We start from the raw sequence: 23,151 nt of genomic DNA, 5'->3' as shown, positions 1-23,151 counted from the left end.
AGCGTGAGATGGCCCAGGGCGGCGACCGGAGGCAGCAGCAGCGCGCCCTGGGCGGCCAGCAGGACCAGGGCCAGGGTGCTGCTCGCGGCCAGGACGGCGGCCGTGCAGGCCAGCAGCCAGGCGGCGGAGCGCGGTGCGAGGGACGCCGCGAGCCGGCGGGCGACGGGGACCGCGAGCAGCGGCATCAGCAGCGGTGGCACGAGATCGGGGTTCACCGGGAACCGCCCCCCTCCCCCGTACCCGATGCCGCGTCCACACCCGACTCCTCCCCCGCACCCGACTCCGCGTCCGTACCCGACTCCGCGTCGTCCAGGAGGGCGCGCAGCAGCTGCTCGTCGTCGGGGCTCAGCTGCGACACGAAGCGGGCCAGTACGGTCTCCCGGTCCTCCTCCTTGTCGAGCTCGGTGCGCATCCGGCGGGCGGCGAGGCCCGGCGAGTCCTGGGTGGGGGTGTACGCGTAGCCGCGCCCGGACCGGGTCCTGGCGACGGCGCCCTTGTCGTGCAGCCGCGCGAGGATGGTGGTGACCGTGGTGCGGGCGAGCGCACTCCCGAGATCGCGCTGGACGTCGGCGGGGGTGAGCGGTCCTTCGGCGGCCCACAGCGCCGCCAGGACGCTCGCCTCCAGCTCGCCCGGCGGGCGACGCGCCGGATGTGTCTCTGGCATGGAACGCCCCTTCCACCTGATTCGTCTACAGTGCTGTAGACCGTCTACGCGACTGTAGTCGGACGGGTGCGGCGCAGCTCGCCCCCGCAGCCCATTATGGGAGGGCCCTCCGCCAATGCCCCTGCCCCTCGCCACACCCCTGCTGGACGCCGTTCCCCAGGCAGCACCGCTGGCGGTCAACGTCCTGGACGCCCACGACCTGCTGGCGACGTTCGGCGCGATCGGCATCGCCGTCGTGCTGTTCGCGGAGACCGGCCTGCTGATCGGCTTCTTCCTGCCCGGCGATTCGTTGCTGTTCACGGCCGGTCTGCTGTGTGTGCCCGGCGCGTCGGACGTGGTGCATCTCTCACTCTGGCAGGTCCTCCTCGCCGCCGCCGCGGGGGCGCTGGCCGGTGCGCAGACCGGCTACTGGATCGGCCGGCGGGGCGGACCGCCGCTGCTCGCCCGGATCCGCAATCCCCATCTGCACGACGGCGTCGGCCGCGCCGCCGAGCTGCTGGAGCGGTACGGGCACGCCAAGGCCGTGGTGCTCGCGCGCTTCGTCCCGGTCGTCAGGACCGTGCTCAACCCGATGGCCGGCGTGCTGAACGTGCCCGCGCGCACCTTCGCCCTCTGGCAGATCATCGGCGGTCTCGTCTGGTCGGTGGGCCTCGTGCTCGGCGGCTACGCGCTCGGCTCCTCGGTGCCGCACGTGGACAAGTACCTGCTGCCGATGGTCGCGCTCATCGTCATCGTCTCGCTCACCCCGCTCGCACTGGAGCTGTACCGCTCACGGAGCCGCGTCAAGGCGGCCGGGGCCGGCGCCGGGGCGGGCGGCGGCACCGGAACAGGGGCGTCCGGAACAGGGTCCGGGGTGGGGCCCGCCGCCGACGCACCGGAGGGCCTGTGAACTCCGGCATCGACGCGGGTCTCTACTCCTGGATCACCGCTCTCGCCCAGCGCGTACCGCGACCCGTCGACACCCTGATCCAGGCGTGGAGCGACTACGGGCTCGCGGTGTTCGCCGTCCTCATGCTCGTCGCCTGGTGGCGCGCCCGGCAGGGCGACGCGGCCCGGATGGCGACGGCGCTGTCCGTGCCGGTCGCCGTCGTCGTCGCCTACGCCGTGAACGACGTGCTCAAGATGGTCTTCGACGAACAGCGGCCGTGCCAGACGCTGCGCGCCGTCACCATCGAGGCCTGCCCGGCGCCCGGTGACTGGTCCTTCCCCAGCAACCACGCCGCCATCGCCGCGGCGGCCGCCGTCGCCCTGCTCGTCATCGACCGCGGTCTCGGCTACCTCGCGGTGCCCGCCGCGCTGTTCATGGCCGCGTCCCGGGTCTGGATCGGGGTGCACTACCCGCACGACGTGCTCATCGGGGTGATCGTCGGCGCCCTGGTCGCCCGGCCGCTCGTACTGCACGCCCACCGCGCCGCGCCGGCCGTCGAGCGGCTGCGCGGCACGAAGCTGAAGCCGCTGCTCAGAGCCGCATAGCGGCCGCGCCGGAGCCGGCAGAGACCACGGTCGCACCCTTCACCTCGGCCCAGCGCGCCGCCTGCTCCGCGGTCTGCCGGCCGCGGAGTGCGGCGAGCTTCAACAGCGCCGCCTCCGCGCCCCCCGCCAGCGTCTGCGCCTCCGCGCGGTAGTGGTCGTCGATCACGGCCTCCACCTCGGCCTCGTTCATGGCCGGCACGATCCGCTCGCTCAGCTTGTTCATGTTGCGGTACGAGCCCTGCAGCAGGAACGGCGGTTCGGTGCGCGTCGCGTCCGCCTGCCCGGCGGAGACGATATACTGCGCGTTCACCGCCAGGACGGTGCCGCGCACCCGCAGCAGATGCCGCAGCACGGCCAGGATCCGGTCCAACTCGCCCTGTTCGTAAGGGTGGACGAGGCGGTCGGCGCGCGCGGTCGGGTCGCCCTCGGCGAGCCGGACGAGCAGTTCGAGGTCCGCGCGGTCCCGGGTGGACAGCGGGGCGAGCACCTCGTTCGAGGTGAGGGCGTTCTCCAGATAGCTGAGCGCGAACAGCGCCTCGCGGCCGGTCACGGCGTCGCCGAGGTTCCAGACGTCGGCCCGGTTGGCGAGCATGTCGGGAACGCGGAAGACCCGTCCCGACTCCGTGTACGGGTTGCCCGCCATGCACACCGCGAAGCGCTTGCCGCGCAGGTCGTAGCTGTGGGCCCGGCCGTCCCGTACGCCCTCGACCCGGCGCTGCGCGTCGCACAGCGGGATGAACTTCTGCAGCAGTTCCGGGGACGTGTGCTGGATGTCGTCCAGGTACAGGAGCGTGTTGGTTCCGAGCTCCAGCGCGAAGTTGATCTTCTCGACCTCGCGGCGGGCGGTCGCGTCCGGTGCCCGCTCCGGGTCGAGGGACGTGACGGCACTGCCGAGCGCGGGCCCGTCGACCCGCACCAGCACCAGGCCGAGGCGGCTCGCCACGTACTCCATCAGCGTCGTCTTGCCGTAGCCGGGCGGCGACATGAGCATCAGCAGACCCATCCGGTCCGCCTTCTCCCCATCACCGGCGCCCGCCGCGCCCGTCGTCCCCGCCGTGCCGAGCTGCTTCGCGAGGTTGTCGCCGATCAGCGGCAGATGGACCTCGTCCAGCAGTCCGTTGCGCACGAACCCGTTGAGCGCGCGCGGCCGGAAGTCCTCCAGCCGCAGCCGCGCCCGCTCGGCCGCCACGAGGGCGGCGCGGTCGTGCTGGTACGCGCGGTACGCCGGTACCTCCTCGGTCCTGAACCGCCCGGTCCTGGTGAGCACTTCGTCCAGCCGGACGGTCATGGACCGGCCGTCGATCCGCGGGTGCGCGCCCAGCAGCCCGTCGACGGTGGCCGACAGGACGGCCTCCGACTCGTAGCGCGTCAGCTCCTCCCCGCACACCAGCGCGGTCACCGCCTCCGCCCGGTCCTCGCCCCCGCCGAAGCTCCCCAGCCAGGCCTCCGCGAGACGGTAGCGGGCCGCCAAGTCACCGCCGAGCGCCTGCAGATCGTCCGTGAACTCCTTGTACGGGACGGCCTGCGGCCCGCCGAGTGCCCCGGCGAACCGCTCGCGCAGCACCCGTGCCGGCGCACCGCCGATGAACCCCTGCCGGGGCGTGGCGAGTTCCTCGACGAGGTACTCGCCCAGGAGACCGAGCCCGTCGCGAGGCCGGGGTACATCGGCGAGACCCGCCCCCGCCAGGAACTCCCCCGCGCAGGCGGCCAGTTCCTCCGCCAGATCGGCGAGAGCCGGAGTGGGTCCGAACAGGCCGCGGGCCCGGCTCAGGGACGTGGCGCGGGTGGTCCACGCCGTGCGGGCAGCGGCGTCCGGGCCGTACGTCCAGAAGAGCTGCGCGGCGGCGCGGACGGCGGAGGGGTAGCGGAGCAGGCCGGCCGTCGAGTGCAGGTCCAGCAGCGCGCGCAGCAGGGTGACGGTGTCGTGGTCGTGGACGCCGCGCTCATAGCCCTCGTCCAGGCGGGACGAGGCGGCGGCCCGGACGAGGGCCGCCAGTTCCCCGTCGTCCGCGCCCGGCGGGACCTCCGGCAGCAGCGTCGCCGCGAGGTACTCCGCGCGGTAGACGTCGGGGGACTCGGAGACCAGCGGGCGGTCCCAGAAGCGGCGGGTGGCGGCGAAGGCAGCGTCCCGCACCGGCGCGCGGTAGTCGGTGCCGGTGACGGTGAACGCGAGCCCGCCCTCGTGCGGGACCAGCGCGAGGTCCAGGGGCTGGGTGTTGACCGCGAACCGGTGCCGGCCGAGGCGGATGGCCGCGCCGCCCGTGTCGTACAGGTCCAAGCGGTCGCGCAGCGCGCGGCCCGCGTCCTGGCGGGCGGCGGCGAGGTGGCCGTCGAGCTCGGTGCCGCGCGCCGGGTCGCCGAGGGCCCGCAGCTCGTCCGCGACCTTGCGGACCTTGGCGGCCATGGGGTCGGACGCGAAGTAGGTGTTGATCTCGTCGAGGGTCGCCAGGCCCGCCGCGCGGCGCCGTACGCCGTCGAGGATGCGGGCGGCGGACCCCGCCAGCCGCTCGGTGCGCCGGGCCCGTTCGTCCGTGAGGGTCTGCCGGCGCGCGGAGAAGGTCTCGTGGATCTCCTCGCGCCGGGTGCCCAGCTCGGCGAGGTACTCGTCCCATTCGGCGAACCGCGCTTCGAGGTTCTCCAGCTGGACGAGGAGCCGCCCGAGCTGTTCGTCGCACGCCTCCGGCGTTTCGGCGGCGGCGCGGGCGCTGCTGACGGACTGCGCGAGCAGGGCGAGTTCCGCGGCGAACTCGGCGCGGCCCTCACTGGTGAGGAGTTCCCTGCGGCGGGCGTCGAGGAGCGCGCGGGCCCGGTTCACACCGCCGAGGACGTCCGCGATCCGCGCCAGGATGCCGGTCCTGACGGTGGCGTCGGCGATCTCCAGGGTGCCGACGATCCCGGTGACGGTCTCCAGCGCGGCGGCCTGCTCGGCGAGCCGTTCCGCGACCGGTACCGCGTCCGCGACGACCGCGATGACCTCCGCCTCGGCACCCGCGCGCTCGACGCGTTCCCGGTAGTCGGCGAAGGCGTCCTCGCGGGAGAGGTGCGCGACGGCGCGGTGCGCGACGGCGGTGAGGTCGGCGTCCAGGCCGGCCGCCAGCTCGCCGATACGGTCCCGGTCGGCGTAGCGCAGCTCGCGCAGCGTCTCCAGCCTGCCCTGCCCGGCGCGCAGTTCCGACAGCTGGTTCACCCAGTCGGCGGCCGACTTCGGTGCCTCGCCCCGCGCCCGCCGCACCACCGACGCGATTTGGGCCGCCGCCTCCTCCACGGCCTCTGCCGCCCGCGCGGTCAGCGACTGCAACTGCTCGTACTCGGCCAGCACCTGCTCGGCAGTGCTCCGCACCTCCTGCAGCGGCCCGCGCAGATCCCCCGACTCCGCTTCGCCGAGCCAGTGGTAGCGGTCCAGGACCCGCGCGCACAGGGCGGCCAGCGCCGCGAAGACGGCGGCGGCCGGTGCGGTGTCGGCGACGGTGGCGGCCACCGAGAGGCAGTCGGAGATGCCGCGCACCAGGTCCGGGTTGCCGATCCGCTCCAGCGGTCCGGTGCCGACCGGCTGCGCGGCGGCGTAGCTGTCGGAGAGGTACGGGGTCTGCCAGCGGTGCAGCGGGTGCACCCGGGTCGGCTCGTCGCCGGCCGCCCGCATCGTGACGAGCGTGCCGTCCTCGAACAGCGCGTAGCCGTGCGTCCGGATCGGCGTCGCCACGGCCATGCTGATCATGTTGTACGGGAGCAGCAGCCGGCGTCCCGTGGCGGCGGCGTGGAACACGTAGAGCAGGTCCTCGCCGTTCGCCGAGCGCACCAGCCGCTCGAAGGCGAAGCCGCTCTCCGGCTCCAGGTCGCCGACGTCACCGGCATCGTCGAAGGTGCGCATCGCGCCGGTGGCCAGGCAGTAGCCGCCGGGGAAGATGATCCCCTGCTCCTCGGGCAGCCGGCGGCACGCCTGCCCGATCGCGTCCAGCCGCGCCACGTCCCCGGTCCGGGTGTGGACGACCAGGTGGCGCCACGCCGTCTCCTTGTACGGGCGGACCCGCAGCACGAGCAGCGGCCCGACGACCGCGTACGCCACCTCCGCGTCGGCCAGCGACTGCAGCGGCTCGTCCACCGGCTCGGTGTGGTCGTTGACGGTGAGCGTCCCGCCGGCCACCGAGACCGAGACACCGCCGGGCAGCGCGATGTGCGGCTCACGGGCCTGGACGCCGGGAGTACCCGGAACGCCGGCAGTGCCAGGGACGCCCGTCGTGGCGGGGGCGCCCGGGACGTGGTCCTCGCGGGTCGCTTCGGTCCAGGTGAAGTCGTGCGTGGGCGGCACCACATGGTCGCGCTCGCCGCGCGCGTCGACGTACGTCGCGGAGCCGTCCACCGACAGCCGCCAGCGCAGCACGCGGACGTCGTCGACGGCGGGACCGGTCCGGAAGACTGCCAGCAACCTGCCGTCCAGCGGGCGCAGCCGGGTCAGCCGCGTCTGCCGGTAGTAGCGGTACAGCTCGTCGAAGTCCCGGACGAAGCGCGGGTCGTCGAGCAGCCCCGGGACGGGCTCCCCCTGCACGCTCAGCACCTCGCCGACCGCCGGCTGCCCGTCCGTCCGGCCGCCCGGCGCCGGGTTGGCGCCGAACAGCAGCCGTTCGCCGACGGGCGCGATGTCGCACGGCACACAGGCGTGCCCGGTGCTGATCCGGTCGGTGCCGGCGAGCCGCAGTTCGGCCGACCCGAACACCTCCTGGCGGCGCGCGTTCAGCGCCTCCGCGCGCACCGCCAGCGTTCTGGCGGACGCGGCCAGCCGGTCCCGCAGGACCTCGTAGGTACCGGCATCGATCCGGGTCTCAGACACTTCCAGCCTCGTTCACCGATGTGTTCACTGACGCGTGCGCCAAGGGGTGCGTGCGGGTGGTGCTGCTCAGTTGCGCGCGGCGGCCGGCTTGGCACCGTTGACCGCGGGAGGGGCGGCGGCGGGGCCGGCGGCAGGGGCCGCACTGCCGAGCGCGTCCAGCGGGAGCTGGCCCAGGCCCAGCGAGTTGGCCTGGTCGAGCAGCTGCTGGAGTCCGCCGGACTGCGGGCCGCCGGACGCGATGAGCCGCATCAGGAGCGCGGACACCGTCAGGTTCTGGACGCCGCCGCTCCCGAGGGAGCCGAGCACCCGGGTGGCGTCCTCGGTGAAGCGCGACGATCCGTCCAGCCACGGCCCGGCCAGCGCCTTGACGGCGTCGGAGCTGTCCACGAACGCGTCGACGCTCTTGCCCAGCGACATCGCGCCGACCACCCGGTCGAAGAAGACGCTCTCGCCGCCGACGATGCTGATGGTCGCCGACTCCAGGCCGGTGGCGAGCACCGTGGCCTGCGCCTCCGCCACCTGGCGCTGCATGTCCAGGCTCGCGAGCCGGATGTCCTTCTCCGCCGCCAGCCGCAGCCGGTACTCCTCGTGGCCGCGTGAGGCGTCGTCGAGCGCGGCCATGGCGGCGGCCTTGTCGGTGAGCCCCGCGGCCTCCTCCTTCAGCCGGCGGCCGATGCCCTCGGCCTCGACGGTGTTCTTCTCCCGCGCGACGGCCGCCTCCGCCAGTCCGACCTTCTCGATCGCCTCGGCGCTGCGCTCCCGCACCTCGACCTCGGCGAGCCCGGCGGCGGCCGCCTCGGCCCGCATGCCCTCGGCGAGCCGGATCTTGGCCTGGGCGTCGAGCTCGGACGCCTGCTTGCGGGACTCGGCCATGGTCAGCGCCTCACGCGCCCGGTGGGTCGCGGACTGCTCGGCCGCCTCCGCCGCCTTGATGTCCTTGACGAGCTTCTCCTGCGCCTGGCCCTCGGCCCGCACGATGAGCGCCTGCCGCTCCCGTTCCGCCTCCTGCACCAGCCGCAGCGCCTTGATGCTCTCCTCCTGCTCGGCGACGGTGCGGTCGACGGCGATGCGCTCGCGGATCACATCGGCGACCTCGCGGCGTTCCGCCTCGACCTCCTTGTCCTTGGAGATCCGGGACAGCTCCGTCTCGCGCTCGCGGGCGATGACCTCCAGCAGCCGGTCCTTCTCGATCCGCTCGTTCTCGACGGCGATGACCCGTTCACGGTTCTTCTGCGCCACGGCGATCTCGCGGCCCTGGTTCTCCCGCTGGATGCCGAGCAGCTCCTCGGTCCGGATGAACGCGCCCTGCGAGCCGAGCCGTTCCTCCTCCTGGACGCGCATCGTGGACGACTCCTCCTTGGCACGGAGTGTCTCGACCTCCCGGCGCTGCTTGATCTCGGCCTCGGCCTGCCGCCGTTCCAGCTCCAGGATGGTCTCGCGGGCCTCGACGTTCTGCCGGGTGATCTCCTTCTGCTCGGTGCGCTGGAACTCGTTGGTGCGCACGTGCTCGATGGCGGTCAGCTCGGTGATCTTCCGGATGCCCTGCGCGTCGAGGATGTTGGCGGCGTCCAGCTGGGTCATCGGGGTCTGTTCGAGGAAGTCGATCGCGGCGTCCTCGAGGTGGTAGCCGTTCAGGTCGGTGCCGATGACCTGGATGATCTGGTCGCGGAAGTGGTCGCGCTGGGTGTAGAGGTCGACGAAGTCCAGCTGCTTGCCGACGGTCTTGAGCGCCTCGGAGAACTTCGCGGCGAACAGCGCCTGCAGCGTCTCCTGGTGGCTCGCCCGCGCCGTACCGATCGCCTGGGCGACCTTGATGACGTCCTCGGTGGTCTTGTTCACGCGGACGAAGAACGTCAGGTGGATGTCGGCGCGGATGTTGTCCTGGCAGATCAGGCCCTCGCGGCCGGTGCGCTTGATCTCGATCGTCTTCACCGAGATGTCCATCTGCTCGGCGTTGTGGAGGATCGGCAGCACCACGGCGCCGGTGAAGGTGACGTCCACGTGCTTGGTCCTGGAGATGATCAGCGCCTGGCCCTGCTCCACCTTGCGGAAGAGCCGGCTGACGGTGAACACCACGCCGAGCGCGATGAGCAGAAGGACGGCGATCAGTACGCCGATCCCGATGGCGGTGGCATCCATGGCGGATCCTCAGTCGAAGAGTGTGGCGAGTGGTGGGTGGTACGGGACATGCCCGGGTGTCACGTGTCGTCAGACACGTGTCAGGCGAGGGTTCGGGGCTGCGGGACCGGCTGCGGGACCGGATTACGTGATCGGGTCGAAGGGTGCGACCCAGAAGAACTCGCCCGCCGGCTCGTACTCGTAGAGGAGCCCGGTGCTCCCGGAGGCGAAGGTGTCCTCACCGGTCTGCCGGACCTGGACGACCGCGGACGAGCCGTCCGGCGCGGTGACCTCGGCCTGGCCGAAGTCCGTACCGACCCGCCCGGTGCGGATGACGCACAGGCTGCCGACGAAGTCCTGCCGCGAGGGCGGCCGCACCTCGGGGAAGAGCCGGCGCAGCGGCCGCACCAGGAGCCACGTCGCGAACCACGCGCCGGCCAGGGCCGCCGCAAGGACGACGATGCCGAGCAGGACGCGTACGGGGCCGTGCGCACCGGCGCCGTCCAGCAGCGCGCTGCCGGCCAGGCTCACGAACCAGGCGACGGCGGTCAGCAGCGAGAGGACGACCGTGACCGGCACCCCGTCGAGCCCGGCGGCCGCCAACAGGCCCTCGCCGCTGGGGCCATGGCCGTCGTGGTGGCCGCCCGCCTCCCCGTGGCCGCCGCCGTCCCCGTCGCCGGCACCGTGTCCCCCGTGTCCGGCAGGTCCCGCGTGGCCGTGGGCGGAGACGCCGCCCATCAGTGCCAGCAGCCAGAAGCCGATGACGACCAGGAGCGCGAAGCTGAACAGGACGGTCGGGAACGCCAGCGCAGTTCTCACGAACTCCCCCATGGCACTGACCCCCCGATTCCCAACCGTCCGTCACGGGAGATGGTGGCACCGGGTGCCGCGCGGCCACATTGCCCGATCCCGGCAGTCTTGACGCGTCTCTGACGTCCTACTAACGCCCCTGGGGCCCTGCCGCCTCGCCGGCCTCTCCGGCTTCGACGAACCGATCAACAGCCCGTCCTACAGCGGTCGTTGCGGCCAGTCCAGCAGACGGGCGCCCAGCGCTGCCGTCTCCAGGGTGTAGCGCTGGAGGGCGTCGTCGGGGTCGAACCCGGTGAGGGCCGCGATGCGTTCGATGCGGTAGCTGAGCGCCCGGACGCTGAGATCGAGACGGCGGGCCGCCTCGGCGCCCACATAGCCGGCGGCCGCGTACGCCCCCAGGGTCTGCAGCAGCGGCAGAGCGCCGCCGCGGGCCTCCTCCAGCGGGCCGAGCACGGCCCGTACGAGGTCGGCCATCGCCGCGCGGTCACGCATGAGGACGGGGAAGACGAGCAGGTCCGCCGAGTTCAGGACGCGGGCGTCGAGGCCGAGGCGGTCCCCGAGGTCGAGGGCGCTGAGCGCCTCCTCGTAACTCCGGACCACCCCGCCGGGACCTCCGTGGGGGCGGCCCAGCGCCACCCGCACCTCGCCGGCGAGCTTGACGAAGGCGTCCAGGACGGCCTGTTCCGAGGCGGGCGCGATGCACACGAACCGGCCGCCCTTGGTGGCGAGCAGCACATCGTGGTCGCCGAACCGTCCGGTCAGGTCCCGTTCCACGCGGTGGACGAGGGGATGGCCGTCGTCGTACGCCTCGGTCCCGGTGGCGACGGCCACCACATGGCGGCCGGCCAGCCGGAGCCCGAAGCGCTCGGCGCGCTCGGCCAGCCGCCCCGGGTCGCTGCGCCCGTACAGCAGATCGTCGACGAACTCCCGGCGGGCGGCTTCCTCCTTGCGGACCGCGAGCCGGTGCGACCGCTCATGCCCTTCGGCGAGTGCCGCCACCCCGGCCTCCACCGCCGCGAGGACGGATTCGCCGACGTGGCGCAGATCGGCCGCGCTGCGGGCCTCGGCGACGCCGGGCAGCGCCGACCAGGACCGGCGGGTGGCACCCAGATAGGCGTCGACCAGCTCCCGCAGGCCGTAACCGGCGTCGGCGGCCCGCTCCCCCAGCTCACGGCGGGCCTCACGCTCGTCGCGGCGCAGCGCGCGGCCGCTGCGGGATATGTCGGCGAGGAGCTCCTCGTACCCGTCCACGTACTCGGGCGGTATACCCCGTGCTGCCACTGCGCGTCCCCCGCCACTACCGCGAACTTCCGACGCCCGGCTTCCGGGCGTCAGGAACCTATCAAGACTGCCGGAATCCGGAAGGGCGGACCCGCTACGAGGTGTGGGTGTGCGCCTCGGGTGCGGGGGCCGGCTTGGCGTCCGCGGGGGTGGCCGTGGCGGCGGTCGCGGTCGCGGCGGCGTCGTCGGCCTTCAGCGCACGCGCCTCGGACTTCAGGATGCGCATGGACTTGCCGAGACCGCGGGCGGCGTCGGGCAGCTTCTTGGAACCGAACAGCATGATCAGAACCAGCGCCACCACGATCAGGTGCCACGGCTCCAGCCCGTTTCGCAACACGGGGATCCTCGCTTCGCGTAGAGATGGGCCAGGGGTGCCCGGGGATATGCGTCGACTGTCGCATTGTCACCCGGACGTGCGTCCAATCAGCCCCTCAGTGCTCAAAGCATCGGCAAAGGCTGGGCATACCTCCGATGACGCCGGCGGCCGGTCCGGGGGTGGCCCAGCGGCTCGTCAGGCCTTGGCCAGGCCCGGCTCACGTCCTGGTCGGGCCTTGCTCAGGGCCTTGCTCAGGCCCTGAGCAAGGCCCTGGTCAGGCCCGTAGGAAGGCCAGGACCGCCAGGACCCGGCGGTGGGTCTCCTCGGCGGGCGGCAGGTCCAGCTTGCTGAGGATGCTGCCGATGTGTTTGCCGACGGCCGCCTCGGAGACCACCAGCTCACGGGCGATCGACGCGTTCGACCGGCCCTCCGCGATCAGCCCCAGCACCTCGCGTTCCCGCGCGGACAGCCGCTCCAGCGGATCGCGCCGGCGGCGCAGCAGCTGGCGGACGACCTCCGGGTCGACGACGGTGCCGCCGTCCGCGACCCGGCGCAACGCGTCGAGGAACTCCTCGACCTGGCCCACCCGGTCCTTGAGCAGATAGCCGACGCCGGACCCGTCGCCCGAGTCGAGCAGCTCGGCGGCGTAGCTGTGCTGCACGTACTGGCTCAGGACGAGCACCGGCAGCGACGGGCGCTGTGCGCGCAGCGCGACGGCGGCGCGCAGCCCCTCGTCCTGCAGGCCGGGCGGCATGCGCACATCGGTGACGACGATGTCCGGGTCGTGCTCGGCGACCGCCGCCATCAGCGCCTCGGCGTCCCCGACCGCCGCGACGACCTGGTGCCCGAAACGCGCGAGCAGGCCTACCAGCCCTTCGCGGAGCAGGACGCTGTCCTCGGCGAGCACGATGCGCAGTTCTCGTTCCACGCGCTGGATTCTGCCAGCCGGCGCGGACCGGACGGAGGCCCAGCGGCCTCGGAGGTAGGGCCAGGCATACCCGAGGACTCCGTCCTGCCGTGCTGTGCGGGCGGCCCGCCGCCGATTGGCTGGAGCGCATGCTGAACATCGCGCTGCGCACCCTCCGCGCCCGCTGGGCCACCTTCGCCGGCAGCTTCGTCGCCCTCGCGCTGGGCGTCGGCCTGATCGCCACGATGGGCCTGGCGCTGGCCGCCACCCTCAATGCCCCGCACCGGGCGCCCGAACGGTTCGCGGCGGCCCCGGTGGTCGTGCGCGGCACGGACACGCTGCGGGTCACCACCGCGCACGGGGTGCGCGAGAAGCGGCTCGACCGCCCCCGGCCGGTCCCGGCGGCCACCGCCGCCGCGCTGGCCCGGCTCGGGCGCACCGTCCAGGACCGTACGTTCCCGGTGCGTGCGGACGGCACCCCGGCCGGCACGGTCGGCCACGCCTGGTCGGCGGCGGCCTTCACCCCCTACCGGCTCACCGCCGGCCGCGCGCCCGCGACCCCCGGCGAGATCGTGACGACGGGCGGCTGGGCCGCACCGGGCGCCCGAGTCACGCTGCACACCCCGGACGGTGTCAGCGCGGCCCGGACGGTCGTCGGCACCGTCGTCAGAACTGTCGTCGGAACGGCTCCGGACTCGGGTTTCGAGGACCCGGGTTTCGAGGACCCGGGTTTCGAGGACCCGGGTTTCGAGGACCCGGGTTTCGAGGACCCGGGTTTCGAGCACGCGGGTTTCGAGCACGCGGTGTTCTTCACGGACGCGGAGGCGGCGCGGCTGGCGCCCCGGATCGACACGGTCGTGGTGTACGCGGACCCGGCCGCCGTACGGGCCTCCGCGCCCGGGGACCTGGACGTCCTCACCGGTGACGACCGGCGCCGGGCCGATCCCGACCCGGACCGCGACAGCGAGGCGCTGACGACGGTGAACGCCCTGCTGGGAACGGCCGGCGGGGTCACCGGGTTCGTGTCGGTGTTCGTCGTCGCGTCGACGTTCGCCTTCGCCGTGGCGCAGCGGCGGCGGGAGTTCGCCCTGCTGCGGGCGGCCGGTGCCGCGCCGCGGCAGCTCCGGCGGCTGGTGATCGTCGAGGCCGCGGTGGTGGGCGCGGTGGCCTCGGCGGCCGGCTGCGTCCTGGGACGGTTCGGGGCGCCAAGGCTGGCGGCGTGGCTGGTGGACGCCGACATCGCACCGTCCTGGTTCGCGATCGGCGGCGACGCGTGGCCGTACTGGACGGCCTTCGGGACGGGGCTCGGCGTCGCGCTCGCGGGCGCCTGGGCGGCGAGCCGCCGGGCCGGGCGCGTGGGTCCGATGGAGGCGCTGCGCGAGGCCTCGGTCGACCGCCGCACCATGACGGCCGGGCGCTGGGTGGCCGGCGGCGGACTGCTGCTGCTCGGCCTCGGCCTGCTCGTCCGGCAGGTGCTCACCGATCCGTCCGACGCGCTGCACCGCAAGACGTACACCACCCAACCGATGCTGCTGATCACGGCGTTCGCGCTGCTCGCACCCGTCGTGGTGGGGCCGCTGACGAAGGCGCTGGCCTGGCTGCCCGCTCGGCTGCCGGGCATCGCCGGCCGGCTCGTACGGGAGAACGTGCTGGCCGGGGTGCGGCGTACGGCGGCCGTCGCCGCGCCCGTACTGATCACCGTCGCCCTGGCCGGGTCCCTGCTCGGGGTCACCGCGACCGTCAACGCCGCCAAGGCGGCGGAGACGCGCGCGCAGTCGGCGGCCGACTTCGTCGTGACGTCGGATGCCGGCGGCCTCGACGCGGCGACCGTCGCACGGGTCCGCGCACTGCCCGGACTCGACGCGGCCGCCATCGCGCCGACCACCGTGTACCGGCTGGAGGACGGAGTGGCGCTGGTCAAGGACGAGGCCCGCGCCGTCGACCCGGCCGCCCTCGCCGCCGTGACGAACCTCCCGGTGACCGCAGGAAAGGTCACCGATCTCGACGACCGGAGCATCGTCGTCAACGAGGAGTGGCCCCAGCACACCGTCGGCAGCCAGGTGGACGTCTGGCTCGGCGACGGCCGGCGGACGTCACTCCGTATCGCCGCCGTGCTGCGCACCGGCACGGGCGGCAACGGCGCCTACGTCACCCCGCTCAACGCGCCGGGCGCGGCCCCCGACCGGATCGACGTCCGGCTCCGGGCGGGGACGGACGCGGGCCGGGCGGGGACGGACGCGGGCCGGGCGGCCGGCGCGGCAGCCGCGCTCCGGGCCGCCGTGGCGCCCGGCGGCGGGCACGTGCTGAGCAAGGAGCAGTGGCTCGCGGTGAGTTACCCGGCCACCAGCAGGCAGACCCGGATCGGCACTCTGCTGGTGCTCGGTATCGCCCTGCTCTACTCGTGCATCGCGCTGGCCAACACCCTGGTGATGGCGACCGCCGACCGCGTCCGCGACCTCGCCGTACTGCGCCTCGCCGGGGCCACCCTGGGCCAGGTGCTGCGCCTGGTGGCCGCCGAGGCCCTGCTCATCGTCGCGGTGGGCACGACCCTGGGCGCCGGCGTCGCCGCCCTGAACCTGCTGGGCGTCAAAGCCGCACTGGCCGCGCTGTCCGTACCGTCGTCCCCGGTCGTCATCCCCTGGACGGCCACCGGCGCCGCGGTGGCCGTCTGCGCCCTGCTCGCCGTGCCCGCCGCGGTGATCCCGGCCCGCCTGGCCCTGCGGGGGCGGGCGGTCGGGCTGGTGGGAGGGCGGGAGTAGCGGACGACAGCGCCGGGGCACACCATCCAGGCACGCCACCCGGGCTCAGTCCAGCTTCTTCCAATCGGGGCTCAGCGCCATCGACTTGAGACGGTCGATGGTGAACACCGGCGCGGTCCGGGTGGCGGGCTGGTGATAGCCGCCCGCGTTCAGCTCGGCGACGACGATCCGCCGGCCGTTGGGGCGCAGGATCTGGGCGACCCACCGCACGGTCCCGGCACCGCCCTTCTCCGCCGACCCCTGGGAGACCAGCACCCGGGTGCCGTCGGCGAGCTTCTCGCCGCCCGAGAAGAACGCCAGGGTGTCGGGGTCCTTGACCGGCCAGTGCTCCACGTTCACCTCGATCAGGGTCCTGCCGTGTCCGTCGTCCACGGTCACATGGGCGAAGCCCTCCGAGTCGTCCGCGTCACTGCGCTTCATACCGGCCGGGATCAGCCCCTTGAGAACGGCGCTGATCGCGGGGCCCGGCACCGAGGAGCTCGCCTCGGCGAGGGTGGGCGGGTCGGCCGGGGACCGGGTGGCCTGGCCGGCCGGGGCCCTGGACGGGCCGAGGGCGTCGAACACCGGCTTCCAGATCGTCATGTTCACCACCGCGGTCAGCTGCGCGGCGGTCAGCGGCGGGTCGGGCCGGGTGTCCGGGGCGCCCTTCTCCGCCGGGGAGTTCCACTCCATGGCGTCGACGACCTGGCCGTCACGGGTGGTCAGGGTGGCCCGCCAGTTCTTGGTGTTCACCCGGTGGTCCGGGTACTCGTACCCCTTGAGCAGGACGAGTACGGAGCCGTCGGCGAGCACGGACCGGTCGCACGAGTCGAACGGCACGTACACGCGGTCCGGGCACCGGGTACCGGCACCGGGGCCCACGCCCTGCCCCGAAGGTGCGTGGTTCAGGCTGACGCTGACCAGACCGGGGCCGTGTCCGTCGTCGTAGACGACTTCCGCGTACGGGGCGCCGATCGGGTCGCCGGTCCCTTCGGCTCCGGTACCGCGTCCCTGCTCACCGGTGGTCACGCCCGGTGGCAGCGCCGACTTGAGCAGGTTGATCATGTGCTGCGCGGTGACCCGCTCGCCCGACGCGACAGCGACCGAGCGCGGTCCGCCCTGCGCGGCCGGGTCCTCCGCGACGTGGTGTCCGGCCGAACCCGACATCCCGCCCGCCATCAGCCCCCCGACGGCGACCAGCGTGAGCGTCGCCGCACCGCCCGCGACCGCGGCCCTGCGGCGCAGCCGCATCACCCGGCCGCGGGCCGCACCACCGTCCACCAGCGCCCTGTTGTCGGTGAAGAAGGTGCCGGCGGTACCCCGTATGGCTTGGCCGAGATCATCCTCGAAGGGGTCCGAGGGCGCGAAGGGGTCGAAGGGCATGGGGAACCACCGTTTCGTATGGCGTATGGCGTATGGCGTATGGCGTATGGCGTATGGCGTGGGGGGCGTGGGGCGAGCGGCGTGGGGGCGTAGGCGTGGGGGCGTAGGCATGGGGATCGGTGGAAGTGGGAAGTGGGTGGCGTCAGTTCGCGGCGAATTCGGCAAGGGAGCCGCCGAGCAGTTCCCGCAGCTTCGCCAACGCCCTGACGGAACGCGTCCGCACGGAGCTGGACGAAGCGCGCATCGCGTCGGCGGTCTCCTCGATGCTGCGGTCCTCCCAGTACCGCAGCACCAGCACCGCCCGGTCCTTGGGCGCCAGCCGGCCGAGCGCGTCGAGGAGCGTCAACCGCAGCGTCGTGTCGACGCCCGCCTCACCCGGCACGTCCGGCAGGTCGGGGGTCGGGCGTTCGCGATTGCTGCGGCGCCGCTGGTGCGAGAGGAAGACCCGCACCAGGACGGTCTGCGCGTATCCGGCCGGGTTGTCGATCTTGGAGGCCCGCCCCCAGACCACAAACATCCGGCCGAGGGTCTCCTGGACGAGATCCTCGGCGAGATGAGTGTCACCGCTGGTCAGGAGGCATGCCGAACGGAAGAGGTGCCCCGCGCGGTTCGCGGCGAAGTCCAGATAGCCGTCCTCCTGCGTCTGCCGCATCCACCCCCCATTCGCCGTGTACACCTCATTGACGCGCCAGAGGTGCCTGAATGTTTCACGGCCCGGGAGGATTTCCGCAAGGTTCCCGACGGCCCGCTACGCGGCGACCGCCACCGATCCCTGGCCGAGCGCCGAGGCGAGGGCGGGGGCGAGGGCGGGGGCGAGCGCCGGGGCGAGGGCCGGGGCCGGAGCGACGGACGGGGCGACGGACGGAGCGGCGATCGGGGTGGTGGCCGGAGTGCTGACCGGCGCGGTGACCGGGGTGGCAGCCGCGATGGCCGTTGGTGCGTGGGCCGCCTTGGCGCCGCCCTTGGCGAAGACGATGACCCGCAGGGCGACGAAGCGGCCGACACCGGCGAGGCCGGAGGCCGACAGATACACGCTCTGCTCCAGCAGCGGACCCGGGTTCGGGTGCACCGCGTGCAGCACGAGCAGCGCGGCGGTGGTGAACAGGTAGCAGATCGCCGCGGTGGCACCGGACTTGATGTGGTCGCTCAGCTGGGCCCGACCGGCCCGGAAGGTGAAGCGGCCGTGCAGCTCGGTGGCCAGCAGGGTGGAGGCGACGGTCACCAGCGCGTTGGCGACCACCAGGGGCAGCGGGCCCGACAGCAGCAGCATGACGGCGCTGGACAGCAGCCCCACGCCCCCGCCGCACACGACGAACCGCACGAAGGCCGCGATCGGCCCGGTCCTGCCGGTTGGGTGGTCGGTGCTCCGCTCGATGCTCCCCGTGGTCTTCATGTCTCCAAGACTCCCGTACGCCACTGACAGCGCGCTGACTTCCGCTGACCGGTCACTGACCGCCCGCTGACACGGTGCCCGCCGAGCTGTCACGATGGGTGTGATCGCAGGAGGAATGCATGACAGAGGTGTTTCTACGGCGTCTGAGCCGGTGGCAGGCCGAGGCGCAAAGGGAGGCCTTCGCGGACCTCTACGTCGAGTCCTACCCCGGCGCCCAAGGCGAGGAGTTCCACAGCCGGCAGAGCTTTCTGCGGCGCTTCGCGGAGCATGTGCAGCACCCCGGATTCGATATGACGATCGCCGGCGACCCTGCGCTCGTGGGCTTCGCATACGGCTTTCCTCCCGATCGCGGCGGCGAGTGGTGGCAGGGATTCGTCGGTGGGGTCCCGCAGGACCTGGAGGAGCACACCGCGTCCGGCCAGGTCTTCGCTGTCGTCGAGCTGCTGGTGCTCCCCTCCCACCGCCGTCTCGGGGTCGCGGGCCGGCTGCAGGACATGCTGCTGTCGCGCAGCGACGCGGCCGTGGCATCCGTGCTGGTGGAGACGCCGAACGTGCCGGCGCTGGCCGCGTACCGGGAGTGGGGCTGGTCGAAGAACGGTGAGGTCCATCGCCGGCACGACCATGTGTTGACGGTGCTGGAATCGTGGAGCCGCAGCCTCGCGGATTAGCGGAGCCGGGGGTGGCGGAGCGGACAGAGGGGGCAGAGGGGGCCGAGGGACTGGCGTAGCGGCAGGGACCCGTGCGTCGGGGAGAGTCCGGCTGCCGGACCGTCGTCACGGCAGCACCGGACCGTCGTCACGGCAGCAGCAGGGTCTTCCCGACGACGTCGCGGGCCTCCATCGCCCGGTGCGCGTCGGCGGCACGCTCCAGCGGGAACGTCTGCCCGATGACGGGCCTGATCCGTCCCGCCACGGCCTCCGACAGCGCACGGTTCAGCAGCCGACGGGCGATGTCGGGCGCGAACTGCACCTGCTCGATTCCGCGTACGGTCACGTCACGCCGGCGCGCCTCCTCCGGGTCGACGGGCGCGAAGCCGCCGGCGGCCGCGCCGTGCGCGGAGAACTGGCCGCCGCGGGCGGTCAGTTCGAACGCGGCCAGCCCGAGCTCCCCGCCGACGCCGTCGTAGACCATGTCGGGACCCGCACCGCCGGTCGCCCCGCGCACCCGCTCCTCCCAGCCCGGCAGCGAGTAGTCGACGACGGCGTGGGCACCCAGTTCGCGCAGCAGGTCCAGCTTCTGCTGGCCGCGAGCGGCCGCCACGACCCGTTCCCCCGCCGCCAGGGCCAGCTGCACCATGAGGATGCCCAGCCCGCCGCCGGCACCGGTGACCAGGACCCACTCCCCCGGCTGCGTGCGGGCGGCGTCCGCCAGGCCCAGCGCGGTGGTGCCGTCGTGGAGCAGCGCGGCGGCCTCACGCGGGCCGAGCCCGTCGGGTACGGGGATCAGCGCGGCGGCGGGCGCCAGGGCCCGCTCGGCGTACCCCCCGCGGTCACCGACATGGACGGCGACGGACCGGCCGATCCAGCCGGGCTCGACGCCCTCGCCGACGGAGAGCACTCGCCCGGCCACCGCGCCTCCCGGCACGTACGGCGGCCGCACCGGCATGAAGTCCTGGGCCAGGCCCTCGCGGATCCGCGCCTCGAAGAGGATCACGTCGGCGGCCTCCACCCCCACGACCACCTCACCGGGACCGGCGACCGGATCCGGCAGCTGCGCCGTCACCAGCACCTCGGGACCACCGAACCGCGTCACCTGTACTGCTCGCACACCCATCACTCCCCGCGTCCGCCACCTGCTGTTCCGTCCACGGAGCAGTCTCAGACGTGAACCTAAGTTCATGTCAAGGGGCGCCCGGGTGCGAGGCGGGGCGTGTGGCGGGGTGCGCGGATCACCGGACCGCGTCGAGCCGTACGAACTCATCGGCGGTGAGCGTCACGTCGCCGGCCGCCGCCGAGTCACGGATCGTCCCGGGCCTGCTGGCGCCCGGGATGGGGACGACGACCGGGGACTTCGCCAGCAGCCACGCGAGAGTGATCCGCTGCGGGCTGACCCCGTGATCCCGTGCGACCTCGTGGAAGGCGGCGAAGGGCGGGGCGGGTGTCCTGGAGCCGGCCGTCGGCGGGGCGTCGAGCGAGCTCCGGGAGATGCCGCCGAGCGGGCTCCAGGGCAGGAAGGCGATCCCGAGCTCGTCGCACAGCCGCAGCTCGGCCGCACTGTCGCGGACTGCGGGCGAGTACTCGTTCTGCACCGAGGCCAGCCGCCCGCCGAGGATCTCGTCGGCCTGCCGGATCTGACCGGCGTCCACGTTGGAGACGCCCACCATCCTGATCGTGCCCGCATCGAGCAACTCCCGCAGCGCGCCGACGGATTCGGCGAACGGGACCCGGGGGTCCGGCTTGTGGAGCTGGTACAGCCCGATCGCCTCGCCGCCGAGCCGCCTCAGCGACTCCTCGCAGGCCCGCTTCAGATGCTCCGGGGTGCCGTTGACGGTCCACGAACCGTCGCCGGGCCGCCCGCGGCCCCCCTTGGTCGCGACGAGGACGTCCGACGTGTCACCGCCGTAGGCGGCGATGGCGCGGGCGATCAGCTCCTCGTTGTGCCCCCGCTCGTCCGCGTGCCAGTGGTAGGAGTCGGCCGTGTCGATGAGCGTCACCCCCGCGTCGAGCGCCGCGTGGACCGTGGCGAAGGCTCTGGCCTCGTCCGGCCGCCGCTCGATGGACAGCGGCATGGCCCCGAGGCCGACCGGACCTACGGTGACGTCACGGATCCGGCGCGCGTTGCTGCCGCTCATCCCTGTCATCCCTGTCATCCCTGTCATTTCTGTCATTCCTGGACTCCCGTCTCGGCGATGGCGCCGGGCAGCCACTCCGAAGTGGTCGAGAACGGGAAACCCAGCTCGGTGGCCCGCGAGTTGTCCATCGCGTAGTAGCGGTCGAACGAGAACGGCGACACGTCGTCGCCCGCCCGGGATCCTGTACGCGTGAACGTCGGCCGTTCCGAACCGAGTTGTGCCGCGACCAGCTCGCTCAGCTCCGTGGCGCTCAGCTCACCGTGCGAGTTGGCGTTGACCGGCCCGGTGAAGTCGGCGCCGGCCGCCCAGAACAGGAACTCGGCGATCTCGCGGTCATGGATGAACGTGGAGGGGTGCTCCTCGGCGTGAACGACGACCGGCCGTCCCGTACGGACCCGGTCCACGTAGTGGTCCAGCCGCCCGGTGAACTCCTCCGCGCCGCCGCCCAGCACATGCGCGCTGCGCACGGAGACGAACGCGAACGCCGGGTCCTGGCTGAACACCGCCTCCGCCTGCCGCTTGCCCTCGGCGTAGTGCCGGGCGTCGCCGAGCTGCTCCCTGAACGCCTCCTCCCCCCAGGGGAGTTCGAGGTCGACCGGCCACGTTCCTGGATCCACCGCGCCCTCGCCGACCGGACGATGGGGATGGGGCGAGCCGTCAAAGGTCGCCGGGTCATAGACCTCCATCGTGGACGTCATGACGTAGCGCGTGGTGCGGTCGCGGAAGACGCGCTTGGCGATGGCCGCCTGTCGCGGTGTGTAGCAGACCTGGTCGATGACGACATCGAAGTGCCGGTCACCCAGCGCGGCTTCGAGCGCCGCCTCGTCGTCACGGTCCGCGACGAGATGCGTGACGCCGGGCGGCGCCGGTGACGAGCCGCGGTTGATGACCGTGACGTTGACCCCCTCGTCGCGCAGCCGCAGCATCAGCCGCTTGCCGAAGTACCGGCTGCCACCGATGACACAGACGTCGCGCAGGACGCCCCCCGTGGAGTCGCTCATTCCCTCAGAACCTTTCCCACCAGGCAGGACACCCCCGCCACTGGGCTCAAGTGTTACCGTCTCGACCCGGCATCTGAAGGGGAGATCATGGGAGATTCAGCGGCGCTGCCGAAAGAACCACGCCATCTGCGGGGCCTCGCCCACGATTCATCGGTGGCCCTCGACAGCGTCGACACGCGGCTGCTCGAACTCGTCCAGACCGAGGGCCGCATCACTCTCAGTGAACTGGGCCGCCGGGTGAGCCTCAGCCCGGCCGCCGTGGCGGAACGGATCCGCCGGCTGGAGAGCAACGGCATCATCACCGGCTACTCCGCCGTGGTCGCACCGGACCGGCTCGGCTACGCCATGCTCGCCTTCGTCCGGGTCTCCCCGCACGGCGGCTACACGCTGCGTCACCCCAGGACGCTGGAACTGATGGCACGCCCCGAGGTCCTGGAGGTGCACCACGTCGTCGGCGAGGACTGCTGGATCCTCAAGGTCGCCGTGGCCGACACCTCGCACCTCGAGGAGATGCTCGAACAGATCTCGGCCCTCGGCCGCACCACGACATCGATCGTGCTGTCCTCCCCGGTCGAACGGAAGGTCATCACCCCGATCGACCGCACCGGCACAGCACGTTAGAGAGCAGCGCGTCAGAGAGCAGCACGTCAGAGAGCACCACGCCGGAGGGCACCACGTCAGAGAGCAGCACGCCGGAGGGCACCACGTCAGAGAGCAGCACGCCGGAGGGCAGCACGTCGGAGGGCAGCACGTCGGAGGGCAGCACTTGGCGAGCAGCGCGCCAGGAAAGAGGCGCGCCACGATCGAGGCTCACCCGGTCAGGAGGAGGAGCCGTCCGCAGACCGCCAGGCGTCGGCCCCGGCGTGGGTGGCGGCCTGCGAGGCCACCTTCGCCTGCCGGAAGGCGCGGGCCGCCAGCTCGGACGGCGGTACCTCCATGTGACGGACGTATCCGCGTCCTGCGTTCAGCAGCGTGACACCGATCATGACCGTCCCGGCCAGCCCCAGCACCGCCGCGACCCCGGTAACGGCCACGCCCACCGCGAGCGTCCGCGTGTCGATGTCGATTCCGTGCTCAGTCATCCGATTGATCGCCATACATCCAGCCTGAGCGCCCGCGCCGTCTTCCGCACGCCCGGCGGAGCCGTCCGGGGCCCTGATCCCCCGACCACAGCGCTCTGACAACTTCTTCACAGGTGCCTGCCAGCCTGTCGATCATGCCGGCCGCCGCGCGGCAGCCGCCGGACGCGGCGAGCGCCGGACGCGGCGGCCGCTCCGACACCGATCGACCCCCGTCAACGGAAGGCACCACCATGTCCTACCTCCGCACCCTGCGCACCGCCGCCGTCACCGCAGTCATCGCCGGCACGGTGCTGCTCCCGGCCACCGGAGCGTTCGCCGCGGACGCGAGCGCCAAGCCCCCCCCCGCCCGCGCCCCCCCCCCCCGCGCGG

Annotated in this window: 20 protein-coding genes and 2 pseudogenes; 6 read left to right on the top strand and 16 right to left on the bottom strand. The window is 73.1% G+C overall.

Annotated elements, in window-relative coordinates; all coding sequences use genetic code 11:
• Window positions 1-215: pseudogene (locus O3W51_RS43100) on the bottom strand (M56 family metallopeptidase); the annotation flags it as partial.
• Window positions 212-664: a BlaI/MecI/CopY family transcriptional regulator gene (locus O3W51_RS43095; protein WP_198358819.1), complete on the bottom strand. Its 453-nt coding sequence runs from the start codon at window positions 662-664 to the stop codon at window positions 212-214. The pseudogene O3W51_RS43100 and the gene O3W51_RS43095, both read right to left, overlap by 4 nt.
• Window positions 665-779: 115 nt before the next feature.
• Between O3W51_RS43095 and O3W51_RS43090 the strand changes: the two genes are divergently transcribed.
• Window positions 780-1,553 (top strand): DedA family protein, encoded by a 774-nt coding sequence (locus tag O3W51_RS43090; protein WP_232485926.1) that lies wholly within the window; start codon window positions 780-782, stop codon window positions 1,551-1,553.
• Window positions 1,550-2,137, top strand: coding sequence for a phosphatase PAP2 family protein (locus O3W51_RS43085; protein ID WP_244809240.1), 588 nt, complete (start codon window positions 1,550-1,552; stop codon window positions 2,135-2,137). Before O3W51_RS43090 ends, O3W51_RS43085 begins: the two co-directional genes overlap by 4 nt.
• Here O3W51_RS43085 and O3W51_RS43080 read toward each other — a convergent pair.
• The 6 genes from O3W51_RS43080 to O3W51_RS43055 form a co-directional block, all read right to left on the bottom strand.
• On the bottom strand, window positions 2,124-6,962 hold the full coding sequence (locus O3W51_RS43080; RefSeq protein WP_269289211.1) for a DNA repair ATPase: 4,839 nt from the start codon (window positions 6,960-6,962) through the stop codon (window positions 2,124-2,126). The two genes, O3W51_RS43085 and O3W51_RS43080, sit on opposite strands and share 14 nt — an antisense overlap.
• Before the next feature lie 66 nt (window positions 6,963-7,028).
• Window positions 7,029-9,101 (bottom strand): SPFH domain-containing protein, encoded by a 2,073-nt coding sequence (locus tag O3W51_RS43075; protein ID WP_138355851.1) that lies wholly within the window; start codon window positions 9,099-9,101, stop codon window positions 7,029-7,031.
• Between the two features lie 123 nt (window positions 9,102-9,224).
• Window positions 9,225-9,899, bottom strand: coding sequence for a hypothetical protein (locus tag O3W51_RS43070; protein WP_331284147.1), 675 nt, complete (start codon window positions 9,897-9,899; stop codon window positions 9,225-9,227).
• Between the two features lie 189 nt (window positions 9,900-10,088).
• Entirely contained in the window at window positions 10,089-11,171 is a 1,083-nt protein-coding gene (locus O3W51_RS43065) for a PucR family transcriptional regulator (RefSeq protein ID WP_138355849.1), read from the bottom strand.
• 94 nt (window positions 11,172-11,265) lie between these two features.
• Complete coding sequence (gene tatA, locus O3W51_RS43060; RefSeq protein WP_138355848.1) at window positions 11,266-11,508, bottom strand: Sec-independent protein translocase subunit TatA; 243 nt, start codon at window positions 11,506-11,508, stop codon at window positions 11,266-11,268.
• A 253-nt stretch (window positions 11,509-11,761) separates the two neighbouring features.
• Complete coding sequence (locus O3W51_RS43055) at window positions 11,762-12,394, bottom strand: response regulator (protein ID WP_138355913.1); 633 nt, start codon at window positions 12,392-12,394, stop codon at window positions 11,762-11,764.
• A gap of 149 nt (window positions 12,395-12,543) precedes the next feature.
• Here O3W51_RS43055 and O3W51_RS43050 point away from each other — a divergent pair, with 149 nt between their 5' ends.
• Window positions 12,544-15,153: an ABC transporter permease gene (locus O3W51_RS43050; RefSeq protein ID WP_269289205.1), complete on the top strand. Its 2,610-nt coding sequence runs from the start codon at window positions 12,544-12,546 to the stop codon at window positions 15,151-15,153.
• A 45-nt stretch (window positions 15,154-15,198) separates the two neighbouring features.
• Here O3W51_RS43050 and O3W51_RS43045 read toward each other — a convergent pair whose 3' ends face one another.
• The 3 genes from O3W51_RS43045 to O3W51_RS43035 form a co-directional block, all read right to left on the bottom strand.
• Window positions 15,199-16,515 (bottom strand): hypothetical protein, encoded by a 1,317-nt coding sequence (locus tag O3W51_RS43045; protein WP_138359609.1) that lies wholly within the window; start codon window positions 16,513-16,515, stop codon window positions 15,199-15,201.
• A 142-nt stretch (window positions 16,516-16,657) separates the two neighbouring features.
• Complete coding sequence (locus O3W51_RS43040; protein WP_138359607.1) at window positions 16,658-17,167, bottom strand: SigE family RNA polymerase sigma factor; 510 nt, start codon at window positions 17,165-17,167, stop codon at window positions 16,658-16,660.
• 96 nt (window positions 17,168-17,263) lie between these two features.
• Window positions 17,264-17,908, bottom strand: a complete 645-nt coding sequence (locus tag O3W51_RS43035) for a GtrA family protein (protein WP_306665042.1) — start codon at window positions 17,906-17,908, stop codon at window positions 17,264-17,266.
• Window positions 17,909-18,027: 119 nt separating this feature from the next.
• On the opposite strand from O3W51_RS43035, the gene O3W51_RS43030 reads away from it, so the two are divergent.
• Window positions 18,028-18,576 carry a GNAT family N-acetyltransferase gene (locus O3W51_RS43030; protein ID WP_232485925.1) on the top strand — a complete coding sequence of 183 codons (549 nt, stop codon included), beginning with the start codon at window positions 18,028-18,030 and terminating at the stop codon, window positions 18,574-18,576.
• A 127-nt stretch (window positions 18,577-18,703) separates the two neighbouring features.
• On the opposite strand, the gene O3W51_RS43025 is transcribed toward O3W51_RS43030, so the two are convergent.
• From O3W51_RS43025 to O3W51_RS43015, 3 genes are all read right to left on the bottom strand, one after another.
• A complete protein-coding gene (locus O3W51_RS43025) occupies window positions 18,704-19,681 on the bottom strand; it encodes a zinc-binding dehydrogenase (RefSeq protein ID WP_331284146.1) in 978 nt (325 codons plus the stop codon).
• Window positions 19,682-19,796: 115 nt separating this feature from the next.
• Complete coding sequence (locus tag O3W51_RS43020) at window positions 19,797-20,699, bottom strand: aldo/keto reductase (RefSeq protein WP_138359477.1); 903 nt, start codon at window positions 20,697-20,699, stop codon at window positions 19,797-19,799.
• A 32-nt stretch (window positions 20,700-20,731) separates the two neighbouring features.
• Window positions 20,732-21,700 carry an NAD-dependent epimerase/dehydratase family protein gene (locus O3W51_RS43015; RefSeq protein WP_239069894.1) on the bottom strand — a complete coding sequence of 323 codons (969 nt, stop codon included), beginning with the start codon at window positions 21,698-21,700 and terminating at the stop codon, window positions 20,732-20,734.
• 87 nt (window positions 21,701-21,787) lie between these two features.
• Here O3W51_RS43015 and O3W51_RS43010 point away from each other — a divergent pair, with 87 nt between their 5' ends.
• Window positions 21,788-22,321, top strand: coding sequence for an Lrp/AsnC family transcriptional regulator (locus O3W51_RS43010; RefSeq protein WP_203673073.1), 534 nt, complete (start codon window positions 21,788-21,790; stop codon window positions 22,319-22,321).
• Here the strand turns inward: O3W51_RS43010 and O3W51_RS43005 are convergent.
• Window positions 22,287-22,514 carry a hypothetical protein gene (locus O3W51_RS43005; protein WP_269289196.1) on the bottom strand — a complete coding sequence of 76 codons (228 nt, stop codon included), beginning with the start codon at window positions 22,512-22,514 and terminating at the stop codon, window positions 22,287-22,289. The genes O3W51_RS43010 and O3W51_RS43005 overlap by 35 nt on opposite strands.
• A gap of 4 nt (window positions 22,515-22,518) precedes the next feature.
• On the bottom strand, window positions 22,519-22,782 hold the full coding sequence (locus O3W51_RS43000; protein ID WP_164295113.1) for a hypothetical protein: 264 nt from the start codon (window positions 22,780-22,782) through the stop codon (window positions 22,519-22,521).
• A 134-nt stretch (window positions 22,783-22,916) separates the two neighbouring features.
• Between O3W51_RS43000 and O3W51_RS42995 the strand changes: the two are divergent.
• Window positions 22,917-23,151, top strand: a pseudogene (locus tag O3W51_RS42995) (hypothetical protein); the annotation flags it as partial.

This window comes from Streptomyces sp. H39-C1, from assembly GCF_027158125.1.
Lineage (GTDB): Bacteria > Actinomycetota > Actinomycetes > Streptomycetales > Streptomycetaceae > Actinacidiphila > Actinacidiphila fildesensis.
The sequence above is the reverse complement of the archived record's forward strand: the minus strand, read 5'-3'. Positions and strand labels throughout refer to the sequence as shown.

Coding starts and splice junctions, on each gene's coding strand:
- O3W51_RS43095 (WP_198358819.1), bottom strand. CDS start 664: ATGCCAGAGACACATCCGGCGCGTCGCCCGCCGGGCGAGCTGGAGGCG.
- O3W51_RS43090 (WP_232485926.1), top strand. CDS start 780: ATGCCCCTGCCCCTCGCCACACCCCTGCTGGACGCCGTTCCCCAGGCA.
- O3W51_RS43075 (WP_138355851.1), bottom strand. CDS start 9,101: ATGGATGCCACCGCCATCGGGATCGGCGTACTGATCGCCGTCCTTCTG.
- O3W51_RS43050 (WP_269289205.1), top strand. CDS start 12,544: ATGCTGAACATCGCGCTGCGCACCCTCCGCGCCCGCTGGGCCACCTTC.
- O3W51_RS43045 (WP_138359609.1), bottom strand. CDS start 16,515: ATGCCCTTCGACCCCTTCGCGCCCTCGGACCCCTTCGAGGATGATCTC.
- O3W51_RS43040 (WP_138359607.1), bottom strand. CDS start 17,167: ATGCGGCAGACGCAGGAGGACGGCTATCTGGACTTCGCCGCGAACCGC.
- O3W51_RS43035 (WP_306665042.1), bottom strand. CDS start 17,908: ATGAAGACCACGGGGAGCATCGAGCGGAGCACCGACCACCCAACCGGC.
- O3W51_RS43030 (WP_232485925.1), top strand. CDS start 18,028: ATGACAGAGGTGTTTCTACGGCGTCTGAGCCGGTGGCAGGCCGAGGCG.
- O3W51_RS43025 (WP_331284146.1), bottom strand. CDS start 19,681: ATGGGTGTGCGAGCAGTACAGGTGACGCGGTTCGGTGGTCCCGAGGTG.
- O3W51_RS43020 (WP_138359477.1), bottom strand. CDS start 20,699: ATGAGCGGCAGCAACGCGCGCCGGATCCGTGACGTCACCGTAGGTCCG.
- O3W51_RS43015 (WP_239069894.1), bottom strand. CDS start 21,700: ATGAGCGACTCCACGGGGGGCGTCCTGCGCGACGTCTGTGTCATCGGT.
- O3W51_RS43010 (WP_203673073.1), top strand. CDS start 21,788: ATGGGAGATTCAGCGGCGCTGCCGAAAGAACCACGCCATCTGCGGGGC.
- O3W51_RS43000 (WP_164295113.1), bottom strand. CDS start 22,782: ATGACTGAGCACGGAATCGACATCGACACGCGGACGCTCGCGGTGGGC.